Source organism: uncultured Ralstonia sp. (assembly GCA_913056305.1).
Lineage (GTDB): Bacteria > Pseudomonadota > Gammaproteobacteria > Burkholderiales > Burkholderiaceae > Ralstonia.
This window is the reverse complement of record CAJXMR010000013.1, coordinates 19,256-38,108: the sequence shown is the minus strand read 5'-3', so window position 1 is coordinate 38,108 and position 18,853 is coordinate 19,256. Positions and strand designations below refer to the sequence as shown.

Annotated in this window: 15 protein-coding genes; 2 read left to right on the top strand and 13 right to left on the bottom strand. The window is 66.7% G+C overall.

All coding sequences use genetic code 11. The features are described 5' to 3' along the window. Positions 1–75: 75 nt before the first annotated feature. The 12 genes from QZ609_RS04160 to QZ609_RS04105 all read right to left on the bottom strand — a co-directional run bounded on the left by QZ609_RS04160 (position 76) and on the right by QZ609_RS04105 (position 15,660). Positions 76–1,515, bottom strand: coding sequence for a sodium:solute symporter family protein (locus QZ609_RS04160; RefSeq protein ID WP_295491460.1), 1,440 nt, complete (start codon positions 1,513–1,515; stop codon positions 76–78). Positions 1,516–1,763: 248 nt separating this feature from the next. Beyond that, positions 1,764–2,393: a methyltransferase domain-containing protein gene (locus QZ609_RS04155; RefSeq protein WP_295491456.1), complete on the bottom strand. Its 630-nt coding sequence runs from the start codon at positions 2,391–2,393 to the stop codon at positions 1,764–1,766. Positions 2,394–2,406: 13 nt separating this feature from the next. After that, on the bottom strand, positions 2,407–3,984 hold the full coding sequence (gene ubiB, locus QZ609_RS04150) for a ubiquinone biosynthesis regulatory protein kinase UbiB (RefSeq protein WP_295491452.1): 1,578 nt from the start codon (positions 3,982–3,984) through the stop codon (positions 2,407–2,409). Continuing rightward, on the bottom strand, positions 3,981–4,637 hold the full coding sequence (locus tag QZ609_RS04145; protein ID WP_295491450.1) for an SCP2 sterol-binding domain-containing protein: 657 nt from the start codon (positions 4,635–4,637) through the stop codon (positions 3,981–3,983). Before QZ609_RS04145 ends, ubiB begins: the two co-directional genes overlap by 4 nt. A 123-nt stretch (positions 4,638–4,760) precedes the next feature. Continuing rightward, positions 4,761–5,777: a TIM44-like domain-containing protein gene (locus QZ609_RS04140; RefSeq protein WP_295491447.1), complete on the bottom strand. Its 1,017-nt coding sequence runs from the start codon at positions 5,775–5,777 to the stop codon at positions 4,761–4,763. Between the two features lie 114 nt (positions 5,778–5,891). Further along, the gene (gene ubiE, locus QZ609_RS04135; RefSeq protein ID WP_295491444.1) at positions 5,892–6,623 is read right to left on the bottom strand and encodes a bifunctional demethylmenaquinone methyltransferase/2-methoxy-6-polyprenyl-1,4-benzoquinol methylase UbiE; all 732 of its coding nucleotides are present in this window, start codon (positions 6,621–6,623) and stop codon (positions 5,892–5,894) included. Positions 6,624–6,675: 52 nt separating this feature from the next. Beyond that, positions 6,676–7,092 carry a DUF971 domain-containing protein gene (locus tag QZ609_RS04130; protein WP_295491441.1) on the bottom strand — a complete coding sequence of 139 codons (417 nt, stop codon included), beginning with the start codon at positions 7,090–7,092 and terminating at the stop codon, positions 6,676–6,678. 35 nt (positions 7,093–7,127) lie between these two features. Next, positions 7,128–8,972 carry an ABC transporter ATP-binding protein/permease gene (locus QZ609_RS04125; protein ID WP_295491439.1) on the bottom strand — a complete coding sequence of 615 codons (1,845 nt, stop codon included), beginning with the start codon at positions 8,970–8,972 and terminating at the stop codon, positions 7,128–7,130. 99 nt (positions 8,973–9,071) lie between these two features. Beyond that, positions 9,072–9,515, bottom strand: coding sequence for an HIT family protein (locus QZ609_RS04120; protein ID WP_295491436.1), 444 nt, complete (start codon positions 9,513–9,515; stop codon positions 9,072–9,074). Next, positions 9,512–13,549: an FAD/FMN-binding oxidoreductase gene (locus tag QZ609_RS04115; protein ID WP_295491433.1), complete on the bottom strand. Its 4,038-nt coding sequence runs from the start codon at positions 13,547–13,549 to the stop codon at positions 9,512–9,514. The genes QZ609_RS04120 and QZ609_RS04115 overlap by 4 nt, the downstream gene beginning before the upstream one ends. A gap of 215 nt (positions 13,550–13,764) precedes the next feature. Further along, the gene (locus QZ609_RS04110) at positions 13,765–14,346 is read right to left on the bottom strand and encodes a YqaA family protein (protein WP_295491432.1); all 582 of its coding nucleotides are present in this window, start codon (positions 14,344–14,346) and stop codon (positions 13,765–13,767) included. Positions 14,347–14,412: 66 nt separating this feature from the next. Next, positions 14,413–15,660 carry a nucleoside recognition domain-containing protein gene (locus tag QZ609_RS04105; protein WP_295491429.1) on the bottom strand — a complete coding sequence of 416 codons (1,248 nt, stop codon included), beginning with the start codon at positions 15,658–15,660 and terminating at the stop codon, positions 14,413–14,415. A gap of 128 nt (positions 15,661–15,788) precedes the next feature. Here QZ609_RS04105 and QZ609_RS04100 point away from each other — a divergent pair, with 128 nt between their 5' ends. Next, the gene (locus QZ609_RS04100; RefSeq protein ID WP_295491426.1) at positions 15,789–16,268 is read left to right on the top strand and encodes a hypothetical protein; all 480 of its coding nucleotides are present in this window, start codon (positions 15,789–15,791) and stop codon (positions 16,266–16,268) included. On the opposite strand, the gene QZ609_RS04095 is transcribed toward QZ609_RS04100, so the two are convergent. Next, positions 16,259–17,176, bottom strand: coding sequence for an ion channel (locus tag QZ609_RS04095; RefSeq protein ID WP_295491424.1), 918 nt, complete (start codon positions 17,174–17,176; stop codon positions 16,259–16,261). The two genes, QZ609_RS04100 and QZ609_RS04095, sit on opposite strands and share 10 nt — an antisense overlap. Positions 17,177–17,305: 129 nt before the next feature. Between QZ609_RS04095 and ilvA the strand changes: the two genes are divergently transcribed. Then, positions 17,306–18,826 carry a threonine ammonia-lyase, biosynthetic gene (ilvA, locus tag QZ609_RS04090; protein WP_295491420.1) on the top strand — a complete coding sequence of 507 codons (1,521 nt, stop codon included), beginning with the start codon at positions 17,306–17,308 and terminating at the stop codon, positions 18,824–18,826. Positions 18,827–18,853 lie beyond the last annotated feature (27 nt).

The window sequence follows — 18,853 nt, the reverse complement described above, 5'->3', positions numbered from 1 at the left end:
GCGAAGCGGGCGATGGCGGCGCGCCACAATGTGGCACACCGCGCATGTCGCCCGCCCCTGCCCGCCAGGCTCAGGTCAGACTTGCGTGGCCGCCTTGGTGGTCGGCGCGCGGTTCTCGATCCACTGCGGCCCGAGCGAGCCCAGGATCATCGCGCCCAGGCTGGCCAGCAGGCCGACCAATTGTGGCGGGAACATCGCTTCTGGGAAGAACACCTCACACCAGATCCACGCCGACAGGCCGAGGATGATGGCCAGCAGGCCGCCCTGCTTGGTCGCGCGCTTCCAGAACAGGCCGAAGGCCAGCGGCACAAAGGCGGCCACCAGCGTCACCTTGTAGGCGTTCTCGACCATGTGGAAGATCGACAGGTGTGAATTCAGCGCAAACAGCGTCACCAGCACCGTGAAGACCAGCACCACCGCCTGCATCACGCGCAGGAAGCGACGGTCGTCCATGCGCGGCAGCAGCGGGCGCAGCACGTTCTCGGCAAAGGTGACGGACGGCGCCAGCAGCGTCGCGCTCGCGCAGCTCTTGATGGCCGACAGCAGCGCGCCGAAGAACATCACCTGCGCCACCAGCGGCGCGTGGTCCAGCACCAGCCTGGGCAGGATCAGTTGCGAATCGGTGTTGATGTACTTGGCGACCATCTGCGGGTCGATCAGCGTGGCCGAATACGCCAGGAACATCGGGATGAAGGCGAACAGGAAATACAGCACGCCGCCCAGCACCGACGCCGTACCGGCAATGCGCTCGGTGCGCGAGGAGGTCACACGCTGGAACACGTCCTGCTGCGGAATCGAGCCCAGCATCATGGTGATCCACGCCGTCACAAAGCCGATCACCTCGATCGGGTTGAACGCCGGCCAGAACGAGAACTTGCCCGAAGCCGCCGCATGCGCCACCACCGTGCTCACGCCGCCGGCCTGGCCCGAGACCTCCCAGCCGATGTACATCATGCCGATCACGATGATGATCATCTGGATGAAGTCCGTCACCGCCACCGACCACATGCCGCCGAACAGCGTGTAGATCAGCACGCTGGCCGCGCCGATCATCATGCCGGTCTCCTGCGACAGCGCGCCATCCGAGACGGTAAAGAACACCAGGCCCAGCGCCTTGATCTGCGCCGCCACCCAGCCCAGGTAGGACACGACGATGCACAGCGTGGTCAGCACCTCGGCCAGCCGGCCGAAGCGGTTGCGGTAGAAGTCACCGATGGTCAGCAGGTTCATCCGGTACAGCGGCCGGGCGAAGAACAGGCCCACCAGGATCAGGCACAGGGAAGAACCGAACGGATCGGCCACCACGCCATGCAGGCCGTCCTTGAGAAACACTGACGGAATGCCGAGCACCGTCTCGGAACCGAACCACGTCGCGAACACCGTGGCGGTGACGACGTAGAACGGCAGGCCACGGCCCGCCACCGCGAAGTCGGCGGTATTGCGCACGCGCAGCGCGGCCCACAGGCCGATCCCGACCGAAATCACCCAGTAAATAATGACGAACCAGATCAGCATGGCAGCGCGGAAAGAAGCTGGAAAACCCGATGGCGGCCACGCTTGGGCGCCGGACGAAATGGCGGGATTATAGCGATGGGACACCCCCGCGGGGCATTGGTGCGACCACGAATGCCGCCCCGTCTGCCACATTTTTCAGCGATGGCCCGTAACGGGCGCCCGCAGGCTTTTCTCGGGCTGCCGCCGATGTTGCTTTGCACCAACACGACGGCGGTCGTGCCCGCTCCTGTGGCGTCGAAGGCGCCTGATCAGTCGGCGCGCCGGCGCCAGACCTGCCAGCGCTCACGGCCGGCAAAGACGGGGATCGAGTCGCCCTCGGCGATCGGCACATCGGCGATCCGCTCGAACGCCGGCAACAGCAGTGCATCCAGCTCCGCTTGCGTGGTCTCGAAGGGCGGGCCCTTGAGCGAGACCTCGCGCCCCTCGACCACGGCAAAGAAGCCGGCCAGCAAGCCACCCGGCGGCAACAGCCTTGCCACCTGGGCCGCGTAGTCCGGCCATAGCCGGCGCGGCAGCGCGCACAGGAAGGCGCGTTCGTAGATCCACTGCACCGTCTGGCGCGGCTGGAACTGGAAGAAATCCGCCAACTCGACCACGCCTGCGCGCGGACCCAACACGTCCTTTGCCGAGGCAACGGCACTCGGCGCAAAGTCGATGGCCGTCACGGGCCAGCCACGCTCGGCCAGCCAGCCAGCCTCGTAGGCGTTGCCGCAGCCCGGGATCAGCGTGGAGAGCGGCGCGGGCTGCGCTTCGCAGAATTGCCGGAACGCTGCCGGTACGCCCTGCGCGTCCCAGGGCATGAAGTCTCGGTTGAAGCGCTCGTCCCAGAAGGCAGGATCGGCGGCATCGCGGGTGGTGAAGACGGGCGGTTGGGCCATGTCGGCTCGACAGTCAGTGACGCGCCAGCCACGTCAGCACGTGCGTGGCGATGATGCCGGTCGCAAATCCGCCGATAAACAGCAGCGCGGCGGATAGCAGCCGGTTGGTGCGGCGCTGCTCGGCCAGCAAGGCGGTCAGCGCGGCGGTCTGGGCGTTGCCCTCATCGCGCGCGGCGCGCTCCAGGAGCTGGTGCACCAGCCGCGGGAAATCCGGGAGCTTGTTGGCCCACTGCGGCGCCTCAACCTTCAGGCGATCGACAAAGCCGCGCCAGCCGATCTGCTCGTGCATCCAGCGTTCAAGGAACGGTTTGGCGGTCTTCCACAGGTCCAGGTCCGGATCGAGCTGGCGACCGAGTCCTTCCACGTTGAGCAGTGTCTTCTGCAGCAGCACGAGCTGCGGCTGCACCTCCACGTTGAAGCGGCGCGAGGTCTGGAACAGCCGCATCAGCACCAGGCCCAGCGAGATCTCGCCGAGCGGCCGGTCGAAGTACGGCTCGCAGCACGCGCGGATGGCGCCTTCGAGCTCCTCCACGCGCGTCTCTTCGGGCGCCCAGCCGGATTCGATATGGAGCACGGCAACGCGGTGGTAGTCGCGCTGGAAGAACGCCAGGAAGTTCTGCGCAAGGTAGTTCTTGTCGAATTCCGACAGCGCCCCGACGATGCCGAAATCCAGCGCGATGTAGCGGCCCAGCGTCCCGGGCGCCACGCTCACGAGGATGTTGCCCGGGTGCATGTCGGCATGGAAGAAGCCGTCGCGGAAGACCTGCGTGAAGAAGATCTCCACGCCGTCGCGCGCCAGCTTGTGCATGTCGACGCCGGCCTCGCGCAGTTCGGCCGCATGCGAGATGCGCATGCCGTGCATGCGCTCCATCACGAACACGTCGGAGGTGCACCAATCCCAGAACACCTCGGGCACCAGCAGCAGGTCGGAGCTGGCAAAGTTGCGGCGCAGCTGGCTGGCGTTGGCGGCCTCGCGCATCAGGTCCAGCTCGTCGTGCAGGTACTTGTCGAACTCGGCGACCACCTCGCGCGGCTTCAGGCGCTTGGCGTCGGCCCAGAGCCGCTCCATCCAGGTTGCCAGATCGCGCATGAGCGCGAGGTCGCTGTCGATCACGGGCAGCATGCCCGGGCGCAGCACCTTCACCGCCACCTCGCGGCCGTCGTCGGGGCCGCCGCGCAGCGTGGCGAAGTGCACCTGCGCGATGGAGGCGCTCGCCACCGGGTGATGGTCGAAGCGATGGAACAGCGCCAACAGCGGCTTGCCCAGCGATTTTTCGACGATGGCCGCGGCCACCTTCGGGTCGAACGGCGGCACGCGATCCTGCAGCTTGGCCAGCTCGTCGGCCACGTCGGGCGGCAGCAGGTCGCGCCGCGTCGACAGCACCTGCCCGAACTTCACAAAGATGGGGCCGAGCTTCTCCAGCGCCAGGCGCAGGCGCTCGCCGCGCGGTCGGGTCGGCTTGCGGCCCAGAGTCAGCAGCCAGGCCAGCGCGCGCGTGCGCCGGCTCTGGAAGCTCGACAGCGCGAGCTGATCCAGCCCGTAATAGAAGAGGACGAAGATGATCTTGCCCAGCCGGAAGAAGCGCGTCATGCCAGTTCGTCCGGTTTGCCCGCCCGTGCCGTCGAGGGTGCCAGGCGTTCGAGACGCTCCAGCCGTTTTTCCAGGCGAGCCTGGGCATCGCGCACGGCCGCCACGTCCGCCACGAACTGGGCGAGCCGGGCATGGCGCACCAGCGTCGGCTGCTCGTCGGTCAGGTACGCCGCCGTCGCCTCGGCCAGCGAGCGGCCGACACGTGTCGCCTCGGTGCGCGCGGCCTGCGCGCCGCTCACCATGCGCTGTGCGATCACGTCGCCGAACACGCGCGAGAGGTCTTCCGCCGCATCCCAGCGCACGTTGCGCATCAGCGTCGACAGCACGTTGGCGAACTCCGCCTCGCCGTCGATACGCACGTGCTTGAGCACGGCGGCCTGGCCGCCGGTGGCGTAGTCGCTGGCGGCCGACATGAGCGGCACCACCACGGTGACGGCGGGCTCGGCACCCGCCTCCGGTGTCGTCACCAGGCCGGCGGCATCGACCTGCAGCGTCAGTGCAAACGGCGCGAGATCGAAATGCGCGACGCGGCCCGCGAACGGCCGCAGCGTCTCCTGCGCCCAGGGCTCCGAGCGCAGCAGATGGTTGAGCGCGAGCAGCAGTGGCTGCATCAGCGCGAAGGGCAACGAAGACGAAGTGGCAGTCGAAGACATGCGGCGGTTGGACACAAAGGGGCTGGCCGGCGGGCAACAAAAAGGGCCCGAACCGGTGGTCGGGCCCTATTTTACGGGCAATGCCGCGAGAGCCGGTTTGACCGGCCTCGGGTGGCGATGGCCTTACTGCAGTTGCTGAATCCCTGCCAGCACCCAGCCGCCCGCACCCTGCGTCGGCTTGGACAGGTTCCACACCTCGGCAAACGGCTGCGCCGGGGCATTGCTCTCTTCGCGAATCATGCCGGAGAAGCGCACGCTGGCCAGGTAATCCGTCGCCTGCGTCTCGATGCCGAGCAGCTCGGCTTCGACCGAGACGACATCGGTCTTGTTGGGCGAGGCGCCGCGATCCGCCAGGTCCATCTTGATCTCGGCGAACATCTCCGGCGTGGTGAACTCGCGGATGTCGGTCAGGTTGCCGGCGTCCCACGCGGCCTGCAGGCGGATGAAGTAGACCTTGGCGTTGCGCAGGAAGGCTTGCGTGTCGAAATCCGCCGGCACGCCCCACGGTTGTTGCGGCGCAGGCGCGGCGGCCGATGTGCTGGCGGCCGGGCCACCCAGGTTCCACGCTTGCGCAGCCGTCGGCGCCCCGGCGCCCAGGCCCGACGTGTTGTCGCTGTTGAGCGACGATGCAGCCGGTTGCTGTGCCGGCGCAGCGGGCTTGGGCATGTAAGGCTCGCGATCGCCGCCGAGCGACGGGCCGCCCGTGGCATACGCCGGCTCCTGCGGACGGCTGCCGCGCACCTTGCGGATGATCCACATCACCACGAAGGCGACGATGGCGATCAGGATCAGGTTCGACAGCAGCGAGGCCAGCCCCGCACCCAAACCAAACTTGGATAGCAGATAGCCGATGCCCAGACCGGCGGCCAGGCCACCCAGCATGCCGCCCCAGTTGCGGCGCGGCTGCTGCGCCGGCAGCGGTGCCGGTGCGGCGGGCGACGGTTGCGCGCTAGGCGCGGCCTGCTGTGTCGGCGACGGCGTGGTCGGCGGCGTTTGCTGGCGCTGCGTCACGGTGGACGACTGCTTGCCGAAGCTGCGGCTGCCGCCCATGCGCTTGGCGTTGGCGTCCATCGCCGCGCCGAGTGCGAGCGTCGCCACCAGCGCGCCCGTCACGAGTTTTCCACCCCAATGCAAATTCATCGCTGTCTTCTCTCCAATGGCAGTGACGCCGTTAGATGAGGACGTCAACGCCGAAATTCAATGTGATCGATGGCGGCAAATGGTCGCATTGCGTGGCATCGGCCGTCTGGAGGATCAGAGGCGGCGTCCGACGTGCAACGCGACGACACCGGCCGTCAGGTTGAAGTATTCGACCGAGTCCAGCCCGGCCTGTTCCATCATCTGCTTGAGCGTTGCCTGATCCGGGTGCATGCGGATGGACTCGGCCAGGTAGCGGTAGCTTTCCGGATCGCCGGCGACCTTGCTGCCCAGCCACGGCAGCACCTTGAACGAATACACGTCGTACGCTTTCTCCAGCGGCTGCCACACCTTGGAGAACTCCAGCACCATGACCTTGCCGCCCGGCTTGACCACGCGGCGCATCTCAGCCAGTGCGCGGTCCTTGTGCGTCATGTTGCGCAAGCCGAAGGCGACTGTCACCACGTCGAAGTAAGCATCCGGAAAGGGAATGTGCTCGGCGTCGCACAGGCAGTTGGGGGTCATCACACCGGCGTCGAGCAGGCGGTCACGGCCGACGCGCAGCATCGATTCGTTGATGTCGGTCAGCCACACCTGGCCGGTGGGGCCGGCCTGGCGCGCGAAGGCCTTGGCGAGGTCGCCCGTGCCGCCGGCGATGTCGAGCACCTTGTAGCCGGGGCGCACGGCGGCCTGGGCGATGGTGAACATCTTCCACAGCCGGTGCATGCCGCCGGACATCAGGTCGTTCATCACGTCGTATTTGCTGGCGACCGAATGGAACACGCCGGCGACCTTGCCGGCCTTCTCGCGCTCGTCGACCTGCTCGAATCCGAAGTGGGTTTTGCTCATGACAGAAAAGGATGCGGATGCAGCGCGTGTGCGCCGCGAATTGAATGGGGAATCAGTGGCTGTGGCCGCAGGCGTGGCCGGCATTGGCGGCCATCGGCGCGTCGCGGTCGAGACCGGCGGCGGTCAGGCGATCGAGGTACGCCTGCCACAGCACGTCGTGCTCAACGCCCAGCCGGTACAGGTATGCCCAGTCGTAGATGCCGGAGTCGTGGCCGTCGGAAAACAGCGGGCGGATCGCATAGTTGCCCACCGGCTCCACGCCGACGATGCCGACCTCGCGCTTGCCGGTCTGCAGGACTTCCTGCCCCGGCCCATGCCCCTGCACTTCCGCCGACGGCGACAGCACGCGCAGGTATTCAAACGGCAGGCGGAACTGCTTGCCATCGGCAAAGGCGATTTCCAGCACGCGCGATTGCGTATGCACGGTAATACCGGTCGGGTGCGGGGTGTCGGCGGAAAGTCCGGCCATGAACAACGTCTCTGGGATTGCGTGAAGATTGCGATTCAGGAAGCCGCCAGCGCCATGTGCGCCGGCTCTTCCACCACCCGATAGCTTACCGCAGTCAACGGATCGCCCTCGGGGATATAGCGCAGGCGGCGATGGTGGAAGCGTGCCACGGTACTGCGGTGCGCCACACTGACGATGGTCACATCGGGCATCGATTCGAGCATCAGGCCGTACATGAAGGCCTCGGTGTCTTCGTCGAGCGCACTGGTTGCCTCGTCAAGGAAGAGATAGTCCGGGCGCTGCAGCAACGCGCGCGCGAAGGCCAGGCGCTGCTGCTCGCCGGGCGACAGGCGCAGGCTCCAGTTGCTCACCATGTCGAGCAGGCCGACCAGCGCGGGCAGGCGGCAGGCAATCAGCACCTCGGCCAGGCGCTCGGCGGAATACTCGGTGGGCAGATCGGGGTAGCACAGGGCATCGGCAAGCGTGCCCGCCGGCAGGTAGCTGCGCTGCGGCAGGAACAGCACGCGGGCATCGTCCGGCACGTCGATGCGGCCGTTGCCGTACGGCCAGATGCCAGCCACGGCGCGCACCAGCGTGCTCTTGCCGCAGCCGGAGGGGCCATTGACGAGCACGCGCTCGCCGCGGCCGAGGGTCATGTCGAACGGCTCGACCAGCAGGTCTTCGGGCTTGCGGTTGGGCAGGCTGAGCGCCAAGCCGCGGGCTTCAATGGCGGGCACCGCAGCGGCCTCGACTTCGATGTCCTGGATGCCAGCGCGGTGCTCTTCTTCGCGCTCCGCGGCGCGCATAGCGCGCTGGAATTCGATCAAGCGGTTGGTGGAGGCCTTCCAGCTGACCAGCGTGCCGTAGTTATCGACGAACCACGACATCGCGCCCTGCACCTGCCCGAACGCGGTGGCGACCTGCATCATGCCGCCCAGCGTGAGCGTGCCGCCAAAGTAGCGCGGCGCGGAGACCAGGAACGGGAAGATGATGGCGAACTGCCCATAGCCGGCGCTGGCGAAGGTCAGGCGCCGGGTGTAGTCCATCAGTTGGTTCCAGTTGGCGCGGATGCGCTCGAAGCGGCCGCGCAGGATGGCCTTCTCGGTCGGCTCGCCGCGGTACAGCGCGATGCTCTCGCTGTTCTCGCGCACGCGCACCAACAGGAAACGGAAGTACGCCTCGTAGCGTTCCTGTTGGAACGACAGCCCGATCAGCGGCCGGCCGACGAAGTGGATGATGACCGAGCCCAGCACCGAATACAGCAGCGCAAACCACACCATATAGCCGGGGATGACGAAGTCATGCCCGCCCAGCGCGAACGCCAACGGCCCCGACACCGCCCACAGGATGCCGAAGAACGACACCAGCGTGACCGCCGAGTTGAGAAAGCCCAGCGCCAGCGTGAGCGTGGCATCGGTAAAGTTGCGCAGATCGTCGGCGATCCGCTGGTCGGGGTTGTCGGCGGAGTGGGTCTGCTCGAGGCGGTAGAAGGCCTGCTTGCCGAGCCAGTCGTCGAGGAAGCTGCCGGTGATCCACGTCCGCCAGCGCATGCGCAGCATCATCGTGTAGTACTGGCGCAGCACGGAAGCGACGATGATGAGCGCGGCGATCCACGAGAAGCGCCCGAGCTGATGCCAGAACTCGGCCTTGTCCTTCTGCTCCAGCGCGTTGTAGAAGAGCCGGTTCCAGTCGGTGAACAGCACGTTCATGAAGACCACGAACAGACTCAGCGCGACCACCAGCGCGAGCAGGCTCCACGCCTTGGTGCGGTCTTCCGAGAACCAATAGGGCTTGATGAGTTGCCACGTCTCCGACAGGTTCAGCCGGCCGTGGTGGACATTCAACTCGGCGATGGAATCCTTGTGGGAATCGGGCGTGGCGGCGGTGCGCGGTGTCGTCATGGCGGTGTCGAGAGCGGGGGCACGACGGAAAGAGAGTCAGACGGCCCGCGCGGCATGGGGGTTCCGCGCAGGTGGTGGCGTTAGGTTACCAGCGGCCCGTCAGACGTCGGCGAGTGCGGATTGCAGCGCGTAGGACAGCGCCGGCAGCTTGGCCGTCACCTCGGCCATGCGCGCGGCATCCGGCTCGCGCTGCGCGGGGGCCCAGACGGCCTCGGGGAAATGCGTGTCCCAGCGGTAGCGCGGGATGACGTGCCAGTGCAGGTGCGGGACGAAGTTGCCGAAGCTGGCGAGGTTGATCTTGTCCGGCGCCAGCTCGGCGCGCAGCACACGCTCCACGCGCGTGACGACCTCCATCAGCCAGTGGCGGTCTGCCTCCGACAAGTCGGTCTGCTCGGCCACGTGGTCGTTCCAGATCACGCGGCAGAAGCCCGGGAAGCGCGCGTGCTCGACCAGCACCACGCGCGCCCGGGCGTTGCGCCAGACGGGCTCGCCGCCGTCGCTCTCGCACAGCGCGCAGCCGGCCTCGCGCTCGCCGGTCGTCACACCAGCACCCGCTCGATGCCGCCCGCGTTGGCGTGGGCGACGTAGTCCTGCAGCCAGGTCTCGCCCAGCACGTGGCGCGCCATCTCGACCACGATGTAGTCGGCCTGCACCGAGGCGTCCTCGCTGTAGCGCGACAGGCCCTGCAGGCAGGCCGGGCAACTGGTGAGGATCTTCACGTCGCCGGTAAAAGCCTCGCCGCTCTGGCCGGTGGTTTCGCCCAGGTGGCGCAGCTTGTCGGCACCCTTCTTCATCTCCTCTTCCTTGCGGAAGCGGACCTGCGTGGAGATGTCCGGACGCGAGACCGCCAGCGTGCCCGATTCACCGCAGCAGCGGTCGTTCTTCTCGATCGCGCTCAGCTTGCCGTCGGCGCCCTGGTTGCCGCCCATGAGCTGGTTGACCAGCTTGGTCGGGTCCATGGTCTTGATCGGGGTGTGGCAGGGGTCGTGGTACATGTAGCGCACGCCCTGCACGCCGTCGATCTTCACGCCCTTCTCCAGCAGGTATTCGTGAATGTCGATGATGCGGCAGCCCGGGAAGATCTTGTCGAATTCATAGCCGGCAAGCTGGTCGTAGCACGTGCCGCAGCTCACCACGACGGTCTTGATGTCGAGGTAGTTGAGCGTATTGGCCACGCGGTGGAACAGCACGCGGTTGTCGGTGACCATCTTCTCGGCCTTGTCGTACTGGCCGTTGCCGCGCTGCGGATAGCCGCAGCACAGGTAGCCCGGCGGCAGCACGGTCTGCACACCGGCGTGCCACAACATGGCCTGCGTGGCCAGGCCCACCTGTGAGAACAGCCGCTCCGAGCCGCAGCCCGGGAAGTAGAACACCGCTTCGCTGTCGGGCGTGGTGGTCTGCGGGTTGCGGATGATCGGGACGATCTCGTTGTCCTCGATGTCCAGCAGCGCGCGCGCCGTCTTCTTGGGCAGGTTGCCCGGCATCTTCTTGTTGATGAAGTGGATCACCTGCTCGCGCGCCGGCGCCCTGCCCACCGTGGCGGGCGGATGCGCGGTCTGCTTCTTGGCGAACTTCTTCAGGATGTCGTTGCCCAGCCGCTGCGCCTTGAAGCCCCAGTCGATCATCACCTTGCGCGTCAGGTTGATGGTCTCGGGGTTGGTCGCGTTCAGGAAGAACATCGACGCGGCGGTGCCGGGGTTGAACTTCTTCTGCCCCATCTTGCGCAACAGGTTGCGCATGTTCATCGACACGTCGCCGAAGTCGATCTTGACCGGGCACGGCGTCACGCACTTGTGGCAGACCGTGCAGTGGTCGCCCACGTCGGCAAATTCTTCCCAGTGCTTGACCGACACGCCGCGGCGCGTCTGCTCTTCGTACAGGAAGGCTTCGATGAGCAGCGAGGTGGCGAGGATCTTGTTGCGCGGGCTGTACAGCAGGTTGGCGCGCGGCACGTGCGTGGCGCACACCGGCTTGCACTTGCCGCAGCGCAGGCAGTCCTTGATCGACTCCGAGATGGCGCCGATGTCGCTCTGCTGCATGATGATCGACTCGTGCCCCATCAGGCCGAACGACGGCGTGTAGGCGTTGCGCAGGTCGGCCGGAACGCCTTGCGGGTCGTTCACGTCGCGCAGCAGCTTGCCCTTATTGAAGCGGCCGTTCGGGTCGACGCGGCGCTTGTAGGCAGCGAAGTCGGCGATCTCGTCGTCGGTCAGGAATTCCAGCTTGGTGATGCCGATGCCGTGCTCGCCCGAGATCACGCCGTCGAGCGAACGCGCCAGCGTCATGATGCGGGCGACCGCCTTATGGGCGTCCTGCAGCATGTCGTAGTCGTCGGAGTTGACCGGCAGGTTGGTATGCACGTTGCCGTCGCCGGCGTGCATGTGCAACGCCACGAAAACGCGGCCACGCAGCACCTGCTTGTGGATCGCCTGCGCCTCGTCGAGGATCGGCTTGAACTCGCCGCCGTTGAAGATCTGGCGCAGCTCGGCGCGGATCTCCGCCTTCCACGACACGCGGATGGTGCGGTCCTGCAGCAGGTGGAACAGGTTGGCGTCCGGCTGCACGTCCAGGCGCTCGTCGATGGTCTGCGAGAGATAGCCCAGGCCCAGGCCGATCAGGCTGGCGCGGGCGGTATTCACCGGCGTATCGAGATGGTCCAGCAGGTACTGCCAGCGCGCACGCGTGGCGCGCACCAGTTGCTGCGCTTGCTGCACGCGGTCTTCCAGCAGCTCGGCGCTGGGGATCTCGTTGGCGTCGTCGGTGCGGCCCAGTGGCAGATCGTTGCGTGCGAAGAACGCCTGCAGCGCATCGGCCAGCTTGAGCTTGTTCTTGATCGACAGCTCGATGTTGATGCGCTCGATGCCGTCGGTGTACTCGCCCATGCGGTTGAGCGGGATCACCACGTCTTCGTTGATCTTGAAGGCGTTGGTGTGCTTGGCGATGGCGGCGGTGCGCGAACGGTCGAGCCAGAACTTCTTGCGCGCCTCGGGGCTGACGGCCACGAAGCCCTCGCCGCTCTTGCCGTTGGCCAGGCGGATCACCTCCGAGGTGGCGCGCGCCACGGCGTCATCGTCCTCGCCGACGATGTCGCCGATCAGCACCATCTTCGGGAACGCGTTGCGCTTGCTCTTGGTGGCGTAGCCGACCGCGCGCAGGTAGCGCTCGTCCAGGTGCTCCAGGCCCGCGAGGATGGCGCCGCCGGGCTTCTTGGTCTCGCCGTCGAGGTAGTCCTTGATCTCGACGATGCTCGGGATCGCGTCGCGCGCCTGGCCGAAGAACTCCAGGCACACCGTGCGGATCGACTTGGGCATGCGGTGCAAAATCCAGCGCGCGCTGGTGATGATGCCGTCGCAGCCTTCCTTCTGCACGCCGGGCAGGCCGGCCAGGAACTTGTCGGTGACGTCCTTGCCGAGGCCTTCCTTGCGGAAGGTGCGTCCTTCGATGGTGAGCGTCTCGGTGCGCAGCAGCTTGGCGCCGACCGGCGCATTGCCGTCGAACCACTTCAGCTCGAACGTGACGACGGGCGCGTCGTGGATCTTGCCGAGGTTGTGGTTCAGGCGCTGGACTTCCAGCCAGTTGCCGTCCGGATCGACCATGCGCCACCAGGCGAGGTTGTCCAGCGCGGTACCCCACAGCACAGCCTTCTTGCCGCCCGCGTTCATGGCGACGTTGCCGCCGATGCACGAGGCGTCGATCGAGGTCGGGTCCACGGCAAAGACGAGGCCGGCCTTCTCGGCCGCCTCGGCCACGCGGCGCGTGACCACGCCGGCGCCCGAGTAGATGGTCGCCACGGGGTGGTCGACGCCCGGCAGGTCGGTCTGCTCGACCGCGTCCAGGCGCTCCAGCTTTTCGGTATTGATGACGGCCGAGAACGGCGTCAGCGGCACGGCGCCGCCGGTGTAGCCGGTGCCGCCTCCGCGCGGGATGATGGTCAGACCCAGCTCGAAGCAACCCTTGACGATGCCGGCGATCTCTTCTTCGGTATCGGGCGTGAGCACCACGAACGGATATTCGACGCGCCAGTCGGTGGCGTCGGTCACGTGCGAGACGCGCGAGAGGCCGTCGAACTTGATGTTGTCCTTGGCCGTGACGCGGCCGAGCACCTTCTGCGCGCGGCGGCGCAGGTCATAGACCTGGGCGAATTCTTCCTGGAACGCCTTGACGGCGCGGCGGGCGTGCACGACGAGTTGCTCGACCTTGGTGGCGCGCTCGTCGCCCACCGGGTCGTGGTGCGAGTCGTGGTCGGCCACGCGGCGCTTCTCGATCTCCGCCAGGCGGTGATCGAGCGCGTCGATCAGCATCTGCCGGCGCTTCGGGTTGTCGAGCAGGTCGTCCTGCAGGTACGGGTTGCGGCGCACCACCCAGATGTCGCCCAGCACTTCGTACAGCATGCGCGCCGATCGGCCGGTGCGACGCTCGGCCCGCAGCCCGTCGAGGATCTGCCACGCAGACTCGCCCAGCAAGCGGATGACGATTTCCCGATCCGAGAACGAGGTGTAGTTATAGGGAATCTCGCGCAGCCGCGGCGCGGCGTCCTGCGCCGCGAGCTTGGCGTCGATCAGAAGTGGGGCATTCATGGGCGAGCCGCAGGGAGGGAGCGCGGCGGAATGGGCGGAAACGATATTCGGTCCTGGCCGCGCGGTCTTTAAAGGGGAATTGTACTGCAAGGTTCAATGTTGATGCGTTGCAGCAACGGTATCCCTGCCGGGAGCATGGGGGCCAAAACTGCCGCGTTTTCAACAGGTTGCGAAAAGCGCACGGCCGCGCAAGCGCCGCAAAGATCACACCACCGTCACATCAGGGCGCCCTTGAGCCACCCGAACATGCCCTGCCAGAAGCTGTCGGGCAGCGTCAGTAGTGCAGTGGTCATGGCGACATAGCGCAGGAACTTGCCGATCGCCATGTACATGACGCTGGGCCAGAACGACAGGCGCAGCCAGCCGGCCAGCGTGCAGAGCGGATCACCGATGCCCGGCAGCCATGACACCAGCAAGGACGCCGGCCCGATACGGCGCATCCAGCGGAAGTACTTTTTGTCGAGCGGCGGCGCACGGTGGCGCTGCGGGTGCGGCACATGCTGGACGTGCTCGGTGTCGTGCTGGCGGCGGCGGCGCGAGAGGTGGTAGCGCACCAGCGCCAGCTTGGCGGCATAGCCCATCCACCAGTCGACCACGCCGCCCAGCGTGTTGCCGATGGTGGCCACGATGATGGCCGGCCAGAACATCTCTGGGTTGAGCTTGATATAGGCAAACACCGCCGGCTCCGAGCCCAACGGCAGCAAGGTCGCCGAGATGAAGCTGACGATGAAGATGGCGGGCAGCCCGACGTTGGGCAAGGCCAGGGTGGCGAGCAGCCAGGTGATCCACTGTTCCATGCGGTCGATTGTAGGGCGCGGGCGGCGGTGACGTCGCTTGGGGGCCGCCCTACCCCATCGCCCCCATCAGCCGAAGAACAGGTAGGCGATCAGCACCGCACCCACCAGCCCGATCAGGTCGGCCCACAGCCCGCAGGCCAGCGCGTAGCGCGTGTCCTTGATGCCGACGCTGCCGAAGTACACGGCCAGCACGTAGAAGGTGGTCTCGGTCGAGCCCTGGATGATGGCGGCCAGCTTGCCCTGGAAGGAGTCGACGCCGTAGGTGGTCATCACGTCCACCATCAGGCCGCGCGCGCCGGCGCCGGACAGCGTCTTCATCAGGCCCACCGGCAGCGCCGGTACGAAGCGCGTGTCGATGCCGAGGTGCGAGAAGGCCGCCGACAGCCCCTGCATCAGGAAGTCCATGCAGCCCGCGGCGCGGAACACGGCAATGCCCACCAGCACCGCCACCAGGTACGGCACGATGCCGATCGCCACCTGGAAGCCATCCTTGGCGCCATCGACGAAGGTCTCGTACACGTTGATGCGGCGGATGGCCCCGCACGCCAGGAACGCCACCACGATGGTCAGGATGGCGCCCGCGCCGATCAGCCCGATCCACGCCGCCATCTGCTGCGGCGGAAACTGGCGCAGCCACGCAAACAGCAGCCCCATCGCCGCGATGAAGCCGCCGAAGTACGCCAGCAGCGCCGGCCTGAACAGGTTGATGCGCTGGTACCAGGCCACCGCCGCGATGCCCGCGCAGAAGCCGATAAAGGTGGACAGCAGTGTCGGCAGGAAGATGTCCGCCGCATTGAAGCCGACCAGCCCCTGTTTGACCGCCATCGCCTGGCGGATGGCGATGACGGAAGTGGGCACCAGCGTCACGCCCGCCGTGTTGAGCACCACGAACATCAGTTGCGCGTCGCTGGCGCGCGCCGGCTGCGGGTTGATCTGCTGCAGCTCGCGCATGGCCTGCAGACCGAGCGGCGTGGCGGCGTTGTCCAGGCCGAGCACGTTGGCCGACACGTTCATCATCATCGCGCCGTTGGCCGGGTGGCCGGCGGGCACGGACGGGAACAGGTGCCGCATCAGCGGGTTCACCAGCCGGGCGAAGAGGTCCACCACGCCGGCGCGCTCGCCCACGCGCATGATGCCCAGCCACAGCGCCATCATGCCGGTGAGGCCGAGCGCGATCTCGAAGCCGGTGCGCGCGGCGTCGAACATGGCGGTGAGCATGCGGGAGAAGACCTCCATGTCGCCCTGCACGACCTGCACGCAGGCGGTGACGAAGGCAACGAGGAAGAAGGCGAGCCAGACGAGGTTCAGGGCCACGGCGCATCCAGGCAGTACGGAAGCGGCTATTGTGCCGGACCCGCGCCACACCCCGGCCTGGCGCGCCCGGAACGGCAACCTATACTGCCCGGATCACGGTACAACCCGTTCCACACGTGGGAGGCCGCATGCCCCGAGTGCTCATCGCCGGACTGGCCGGCGGCCTGACCTTCAACGTCGTGATATTGCTGACATTCCGATGGATCGGCTTCGGCTGGAATGGCGGCGGGTTCCTGCTCACCTCGCCGATCCAGAGCCACAAGCTGATCGCGGTCTGGACCCAGATCGAACCGCTGCCGCTGGTCGTCGCCAACCCCGCGCCGATGTTCGTCGTCTTCCTACTGTTCGGCCTGGTGCACGCGGGCCTCTACGGCTGGCTGGCGCCCGCGTGGCCAGCGGGCGTGCTGCCCCGTGCGCTGCGCTTCGCCGGCCTCAATTTCGTGCTGGGTTATCTGTTCTTCGAGGTCTTCACGCCGATCAACATGCTTGGCGAACCGCTGGTGCTGGTGCTGGCTGAACTCGGCTTCTGGGCCGTCATCGCCTTGGCCGAAGCGTGCGTGATTGCGGCGCTCATGGAGCGCTCCGCAAGCAGTCGCGCTCAGGCCTGACCCGCCGGCTCATCCACTGGCACGATCTCGTGGAAGTTGCCGTAGTCGACGTGGGTCACGCTGCCTTCGTCGTGCATCAGGTCGACAAAGCGATAACCCCAGCGGATCTCATCATGTTGCCAGGAGTGGCGTGCCTGCAGGGTCTGGGCGGCGGTCTCGTCGGAGCCTTCGATGGTGAGCAGCAGCATGGCATCGCCGGCGGCGAGCGACTCGGCGGTGGCGCCGAACAGCGGGCTCGTCTCGTCGATCTCGTGCATCAGGATCCAGCCGAGCAGGAAGATCGGATGCTCGCTGCGCACCAGCGTGAGGTCGCGGATCTTGTAGATCGTGTAACCCTCGGGCGAGCGTTCGTCCTGCAGCAAGCGCAGCTTGGCCTTCGCCTCGGCGATGACGTTCTGGCGTGCATTGGCGGCGCGCAGCATCAGCGTAGTCTTGCCGTTGAGCGTGCGTACCACCGGATTGCGCACAAACATGATCTTGGCGCGTGGGCGCGAGAAGCGCGCGAACACCAGCCCCGTGGCCATGGCGATACCCGACATGCCGATGAAGATCTCCATCGTGGCGACGATATGCGCGTACATCGTCTGGGGATGCATGTCGCCGTAGCCGACGGTGGCGAGCGTCTCAACGCTGAAGAAGAACGCCCCAGCGAAGCCCGCCGGCGACTGGTTGGCGATCGGCGCATCGCCCAGCGAATACAGCCCGGCGAAGATCGCGTTGAGGGTGAGGAACAGCGTCGCCAGCGCGGCAAAGAAGGTCGGCCAGTTCACCGCCAGCGCGTGGTGGTAGATGTCGCGCCAACCCAGCGACGGCATGCCGTGCGCGATGACTTGCTGGGTGCCGGACCAGACCTTGCGGCCCCGGCGTGTATGCCGGGAAGGCCGGGAGGGGGACGACGGGGTGTTCATGGGGAGCCTCGCGCCGAAGATAGGCCGCGCCCGCGCGCGGCGAGGGCAGTGTACCGACCGGCCGGCCAGTCCGGCAAGGCGGCGCGTGATAGGCTTACGGGCTCTCCCCCGTCCACTCCGGTCCGCACCATGGCCATCGATTACCTCAAGAAGATCCTGACCGCGAAGGTCTACGACGTCGCCCAGGAAACCGAGCTCAAGTTCGCGCCCAACCTGTCGGCGCGCACCGGCAACCGCGTCTACCTCAAGCGCGAGGACGACCAGCCGGTGTTCTCGTTCAAGCTGCGCGGCGCCTACAACAAGATGGCCTCGCTCACGCCTGCCGAGCGCAAGCGCGGGGTGATTACGGCCTCGGCCGGCAACCACGCGCAGGGCGTGGCGTTCAGCGCGGCCCGGATGGAGTGCAAGGCGATCATCTGCATGCCGGTGACGACACCGCAGCTCAAGATTGACGGCGTGCGTTCGCGCGGCGGCGAGTGGGTCGAAGTCGTGCTGCACGGCGAGAGCTATTCCGACGCCTACAACCACGCCGCCAAGCTGCAAGAGAAGCACGGCTACACCTTCGTGCACCCGTTCGACGATCCGGAGGTGATCGCCGGCCAGGGCACGATTGCCATGGAGATCCTGCGCCAGCATCCGCAGCCGATCCACGCCATCTTCGCAGCCATCGGCGGCGGCGGGCTGATCTCGGGCATCGCGGCCTACGTGAAGGCCGTGCGGCCGGACATCAAGGTGATCGGCGTGCAGAGCGTCGACTCCGACGCGATGGCGCGTTCGGTGGCCGCCGGCAAGCGCGTTGAGCTGAAGGACGTGGGCCTGTTTGCCGACGGCACCGCGGTCAAGCTGGTGGGCAAGGAGACCTTCCGCGTCACGCGCGAGCTGGTCGACGAGATCATCACGGTGGATACGGATGCCATCTGCGCGGCGCTCAAGGACGTGTTCCAGGACACACGCAGCCTGCTGGAGCCGTCAGGCGCGCTGGCGCTGGCCGGCCTCAAGCAATACGCCGAGCGAACCAAGCTGAAGAACGAGTCACTGGTGGCCGTGGCCAGCGGCGCCAACATGAACTTCGACCGCCTGCGCTTCGTGGCCGAACGCGCTGAGGTGGGCGAGGCACGCGAAGCCGTGTTCGCTGTGACGATTCCGGAAGAGCGCGGCAGCTTCAAGCGCTTCTGCGAGCTGGTCGGCTGGTCCCGCAACGTGACGGAGTTCAACTACCGCATCGCCAGCAAGGACGCCGCGCACATCTTCGTGGGCGTGCAGATCGCCTCGCGCGCGGAGGGCGACAAGATCGCCGAGAACTTCCGCAAGCACGGCTTCCCGACGCTGGACCTGTCCAATGACGAACTCGCCAAGCAGCACATCCGCTACATGGTGGGAGGGCATTCGCCGCTGGCCGAGAACGAGCTGCTGTACCGCTTCGAATTCCCCGAGCGGCCGGGCGCGCTGATGAAGTTCCTCTCCAGCATGAGCCCGAACTGGAACATCAGCCTGTTCCACTACCGCAACCAGGGCGCGGATTCGAGCAACATCCTGGTGGGCATCCAGGTGCCGAAGAACGAGAAGCGCGAGTTCAAGGCCTTCCTCACCACGCTGGGCTACAAGTCCTGGGACGAGAGCGAGAACCCGGTCTACAGTCTGTTCCTGTAATCGTCCCGCGCTGAGCTGAGTATTGTC

What these genes read in the sequence shown, in the direction of transcription:
- QZ609_RS04160 (WP_295491460.1), bottom strand. Translation starts at nt 1,515, where the DNA reads ATGCTGATCTGGTTCGTCATTATTTACTGGGTGATTTCGGTCGGGATC.
- QZ609_RS04155 (WP_295491456.1), bottom strand. Translation starts at nt 2,393, where the DNA reads ATGGCCCAACCGCCCGTCTTCACCACCCGCGATGCCGCCGATCCTGCC.
- ubiB (WP_295491452.1), bottom strand. Translation starts at nt 3,984, where the DNA reads ATGACGCGCTTCTTCCGGCTGGGCAAGATCATCTTCGTCCTCTTCTAT.
- QZ609_RS04145 (WP_295491450.1), bottom strand. Translation starts at nt 4,637, where the DNA reads ATGTCTTCGACTGCCACTTCGTCTTCGTTGCCCTTCGCGCTGATGCAG.
- QZ609_RS04140 (WP_295491447.1), bottom strand. Translation starts at nt 5,777, where the DNA reads ATGAATTTGCATTGGGGTGGAAAACTCGTGACGGGCGCGCTGGTGGCG.
- ubiE (WP_295491444.1), bottom strand. Translation starts at nt 6,623, where the DNA reads ATGAGCAAAACCCACTTCGGATTCGAGCAGGTCGACGAGCGCGAGAAG.
- QZ609_RS04130 (WP_295491441.1), bottom strand. Translation starts at nt 7,092, where the DNA reads ATGGCCGGACTTTCCGCCGACACCCCGCACCCGACCGGTATTACCGTG.
- QZ609_RS04125 (WP_295491439.1), bottom strand. Translation starts at nt 8,972, where the DNA reads ATGACGACACCGCGCACCGCCGCCACGCCCGATTCCCACAAGGATTCC.
- QZ609_RS04115 (WP_295491433.1), bottom strand. Translation starts at nt 13,549, where the DNA reads ATGAATGCCCCACTTCTGATCGACGCCAAGCTCGCGGCGCAGGACGCC.
- QZ609_RS04110 (WP_295491432.1), bottom strand. Translation starts at nt 14,346, where the DNA reads ATGGAACAGTGGATCACCTGGCTGCTCGCCACCCTGGCCTTGCCCAAC.
- QZ609_RS04100 (WP_295491426.1), top strand. Translation starts at nt 15,789, where the DNA reads ATGCCCCGAGTGCTCATCGCCGGACTGGCCGGCGGCCTGACCTTCAAC.
- QZ609_RS04095 (WP_295491424.1), bottom strand. Translation starts at nt 17,176, where the DNA reads ATGAACACCCCGTCGTCCCCCTCCCGGCCTTCCCGGCATACACGCCGG.
- ilvA (WP_295491420.1), top strand. Translation starts at nt 17,306, where the DNA reads ATGGCCATCGATTACCTCAAGAAGATCCTGACCGCGAAGGTCTACGAC.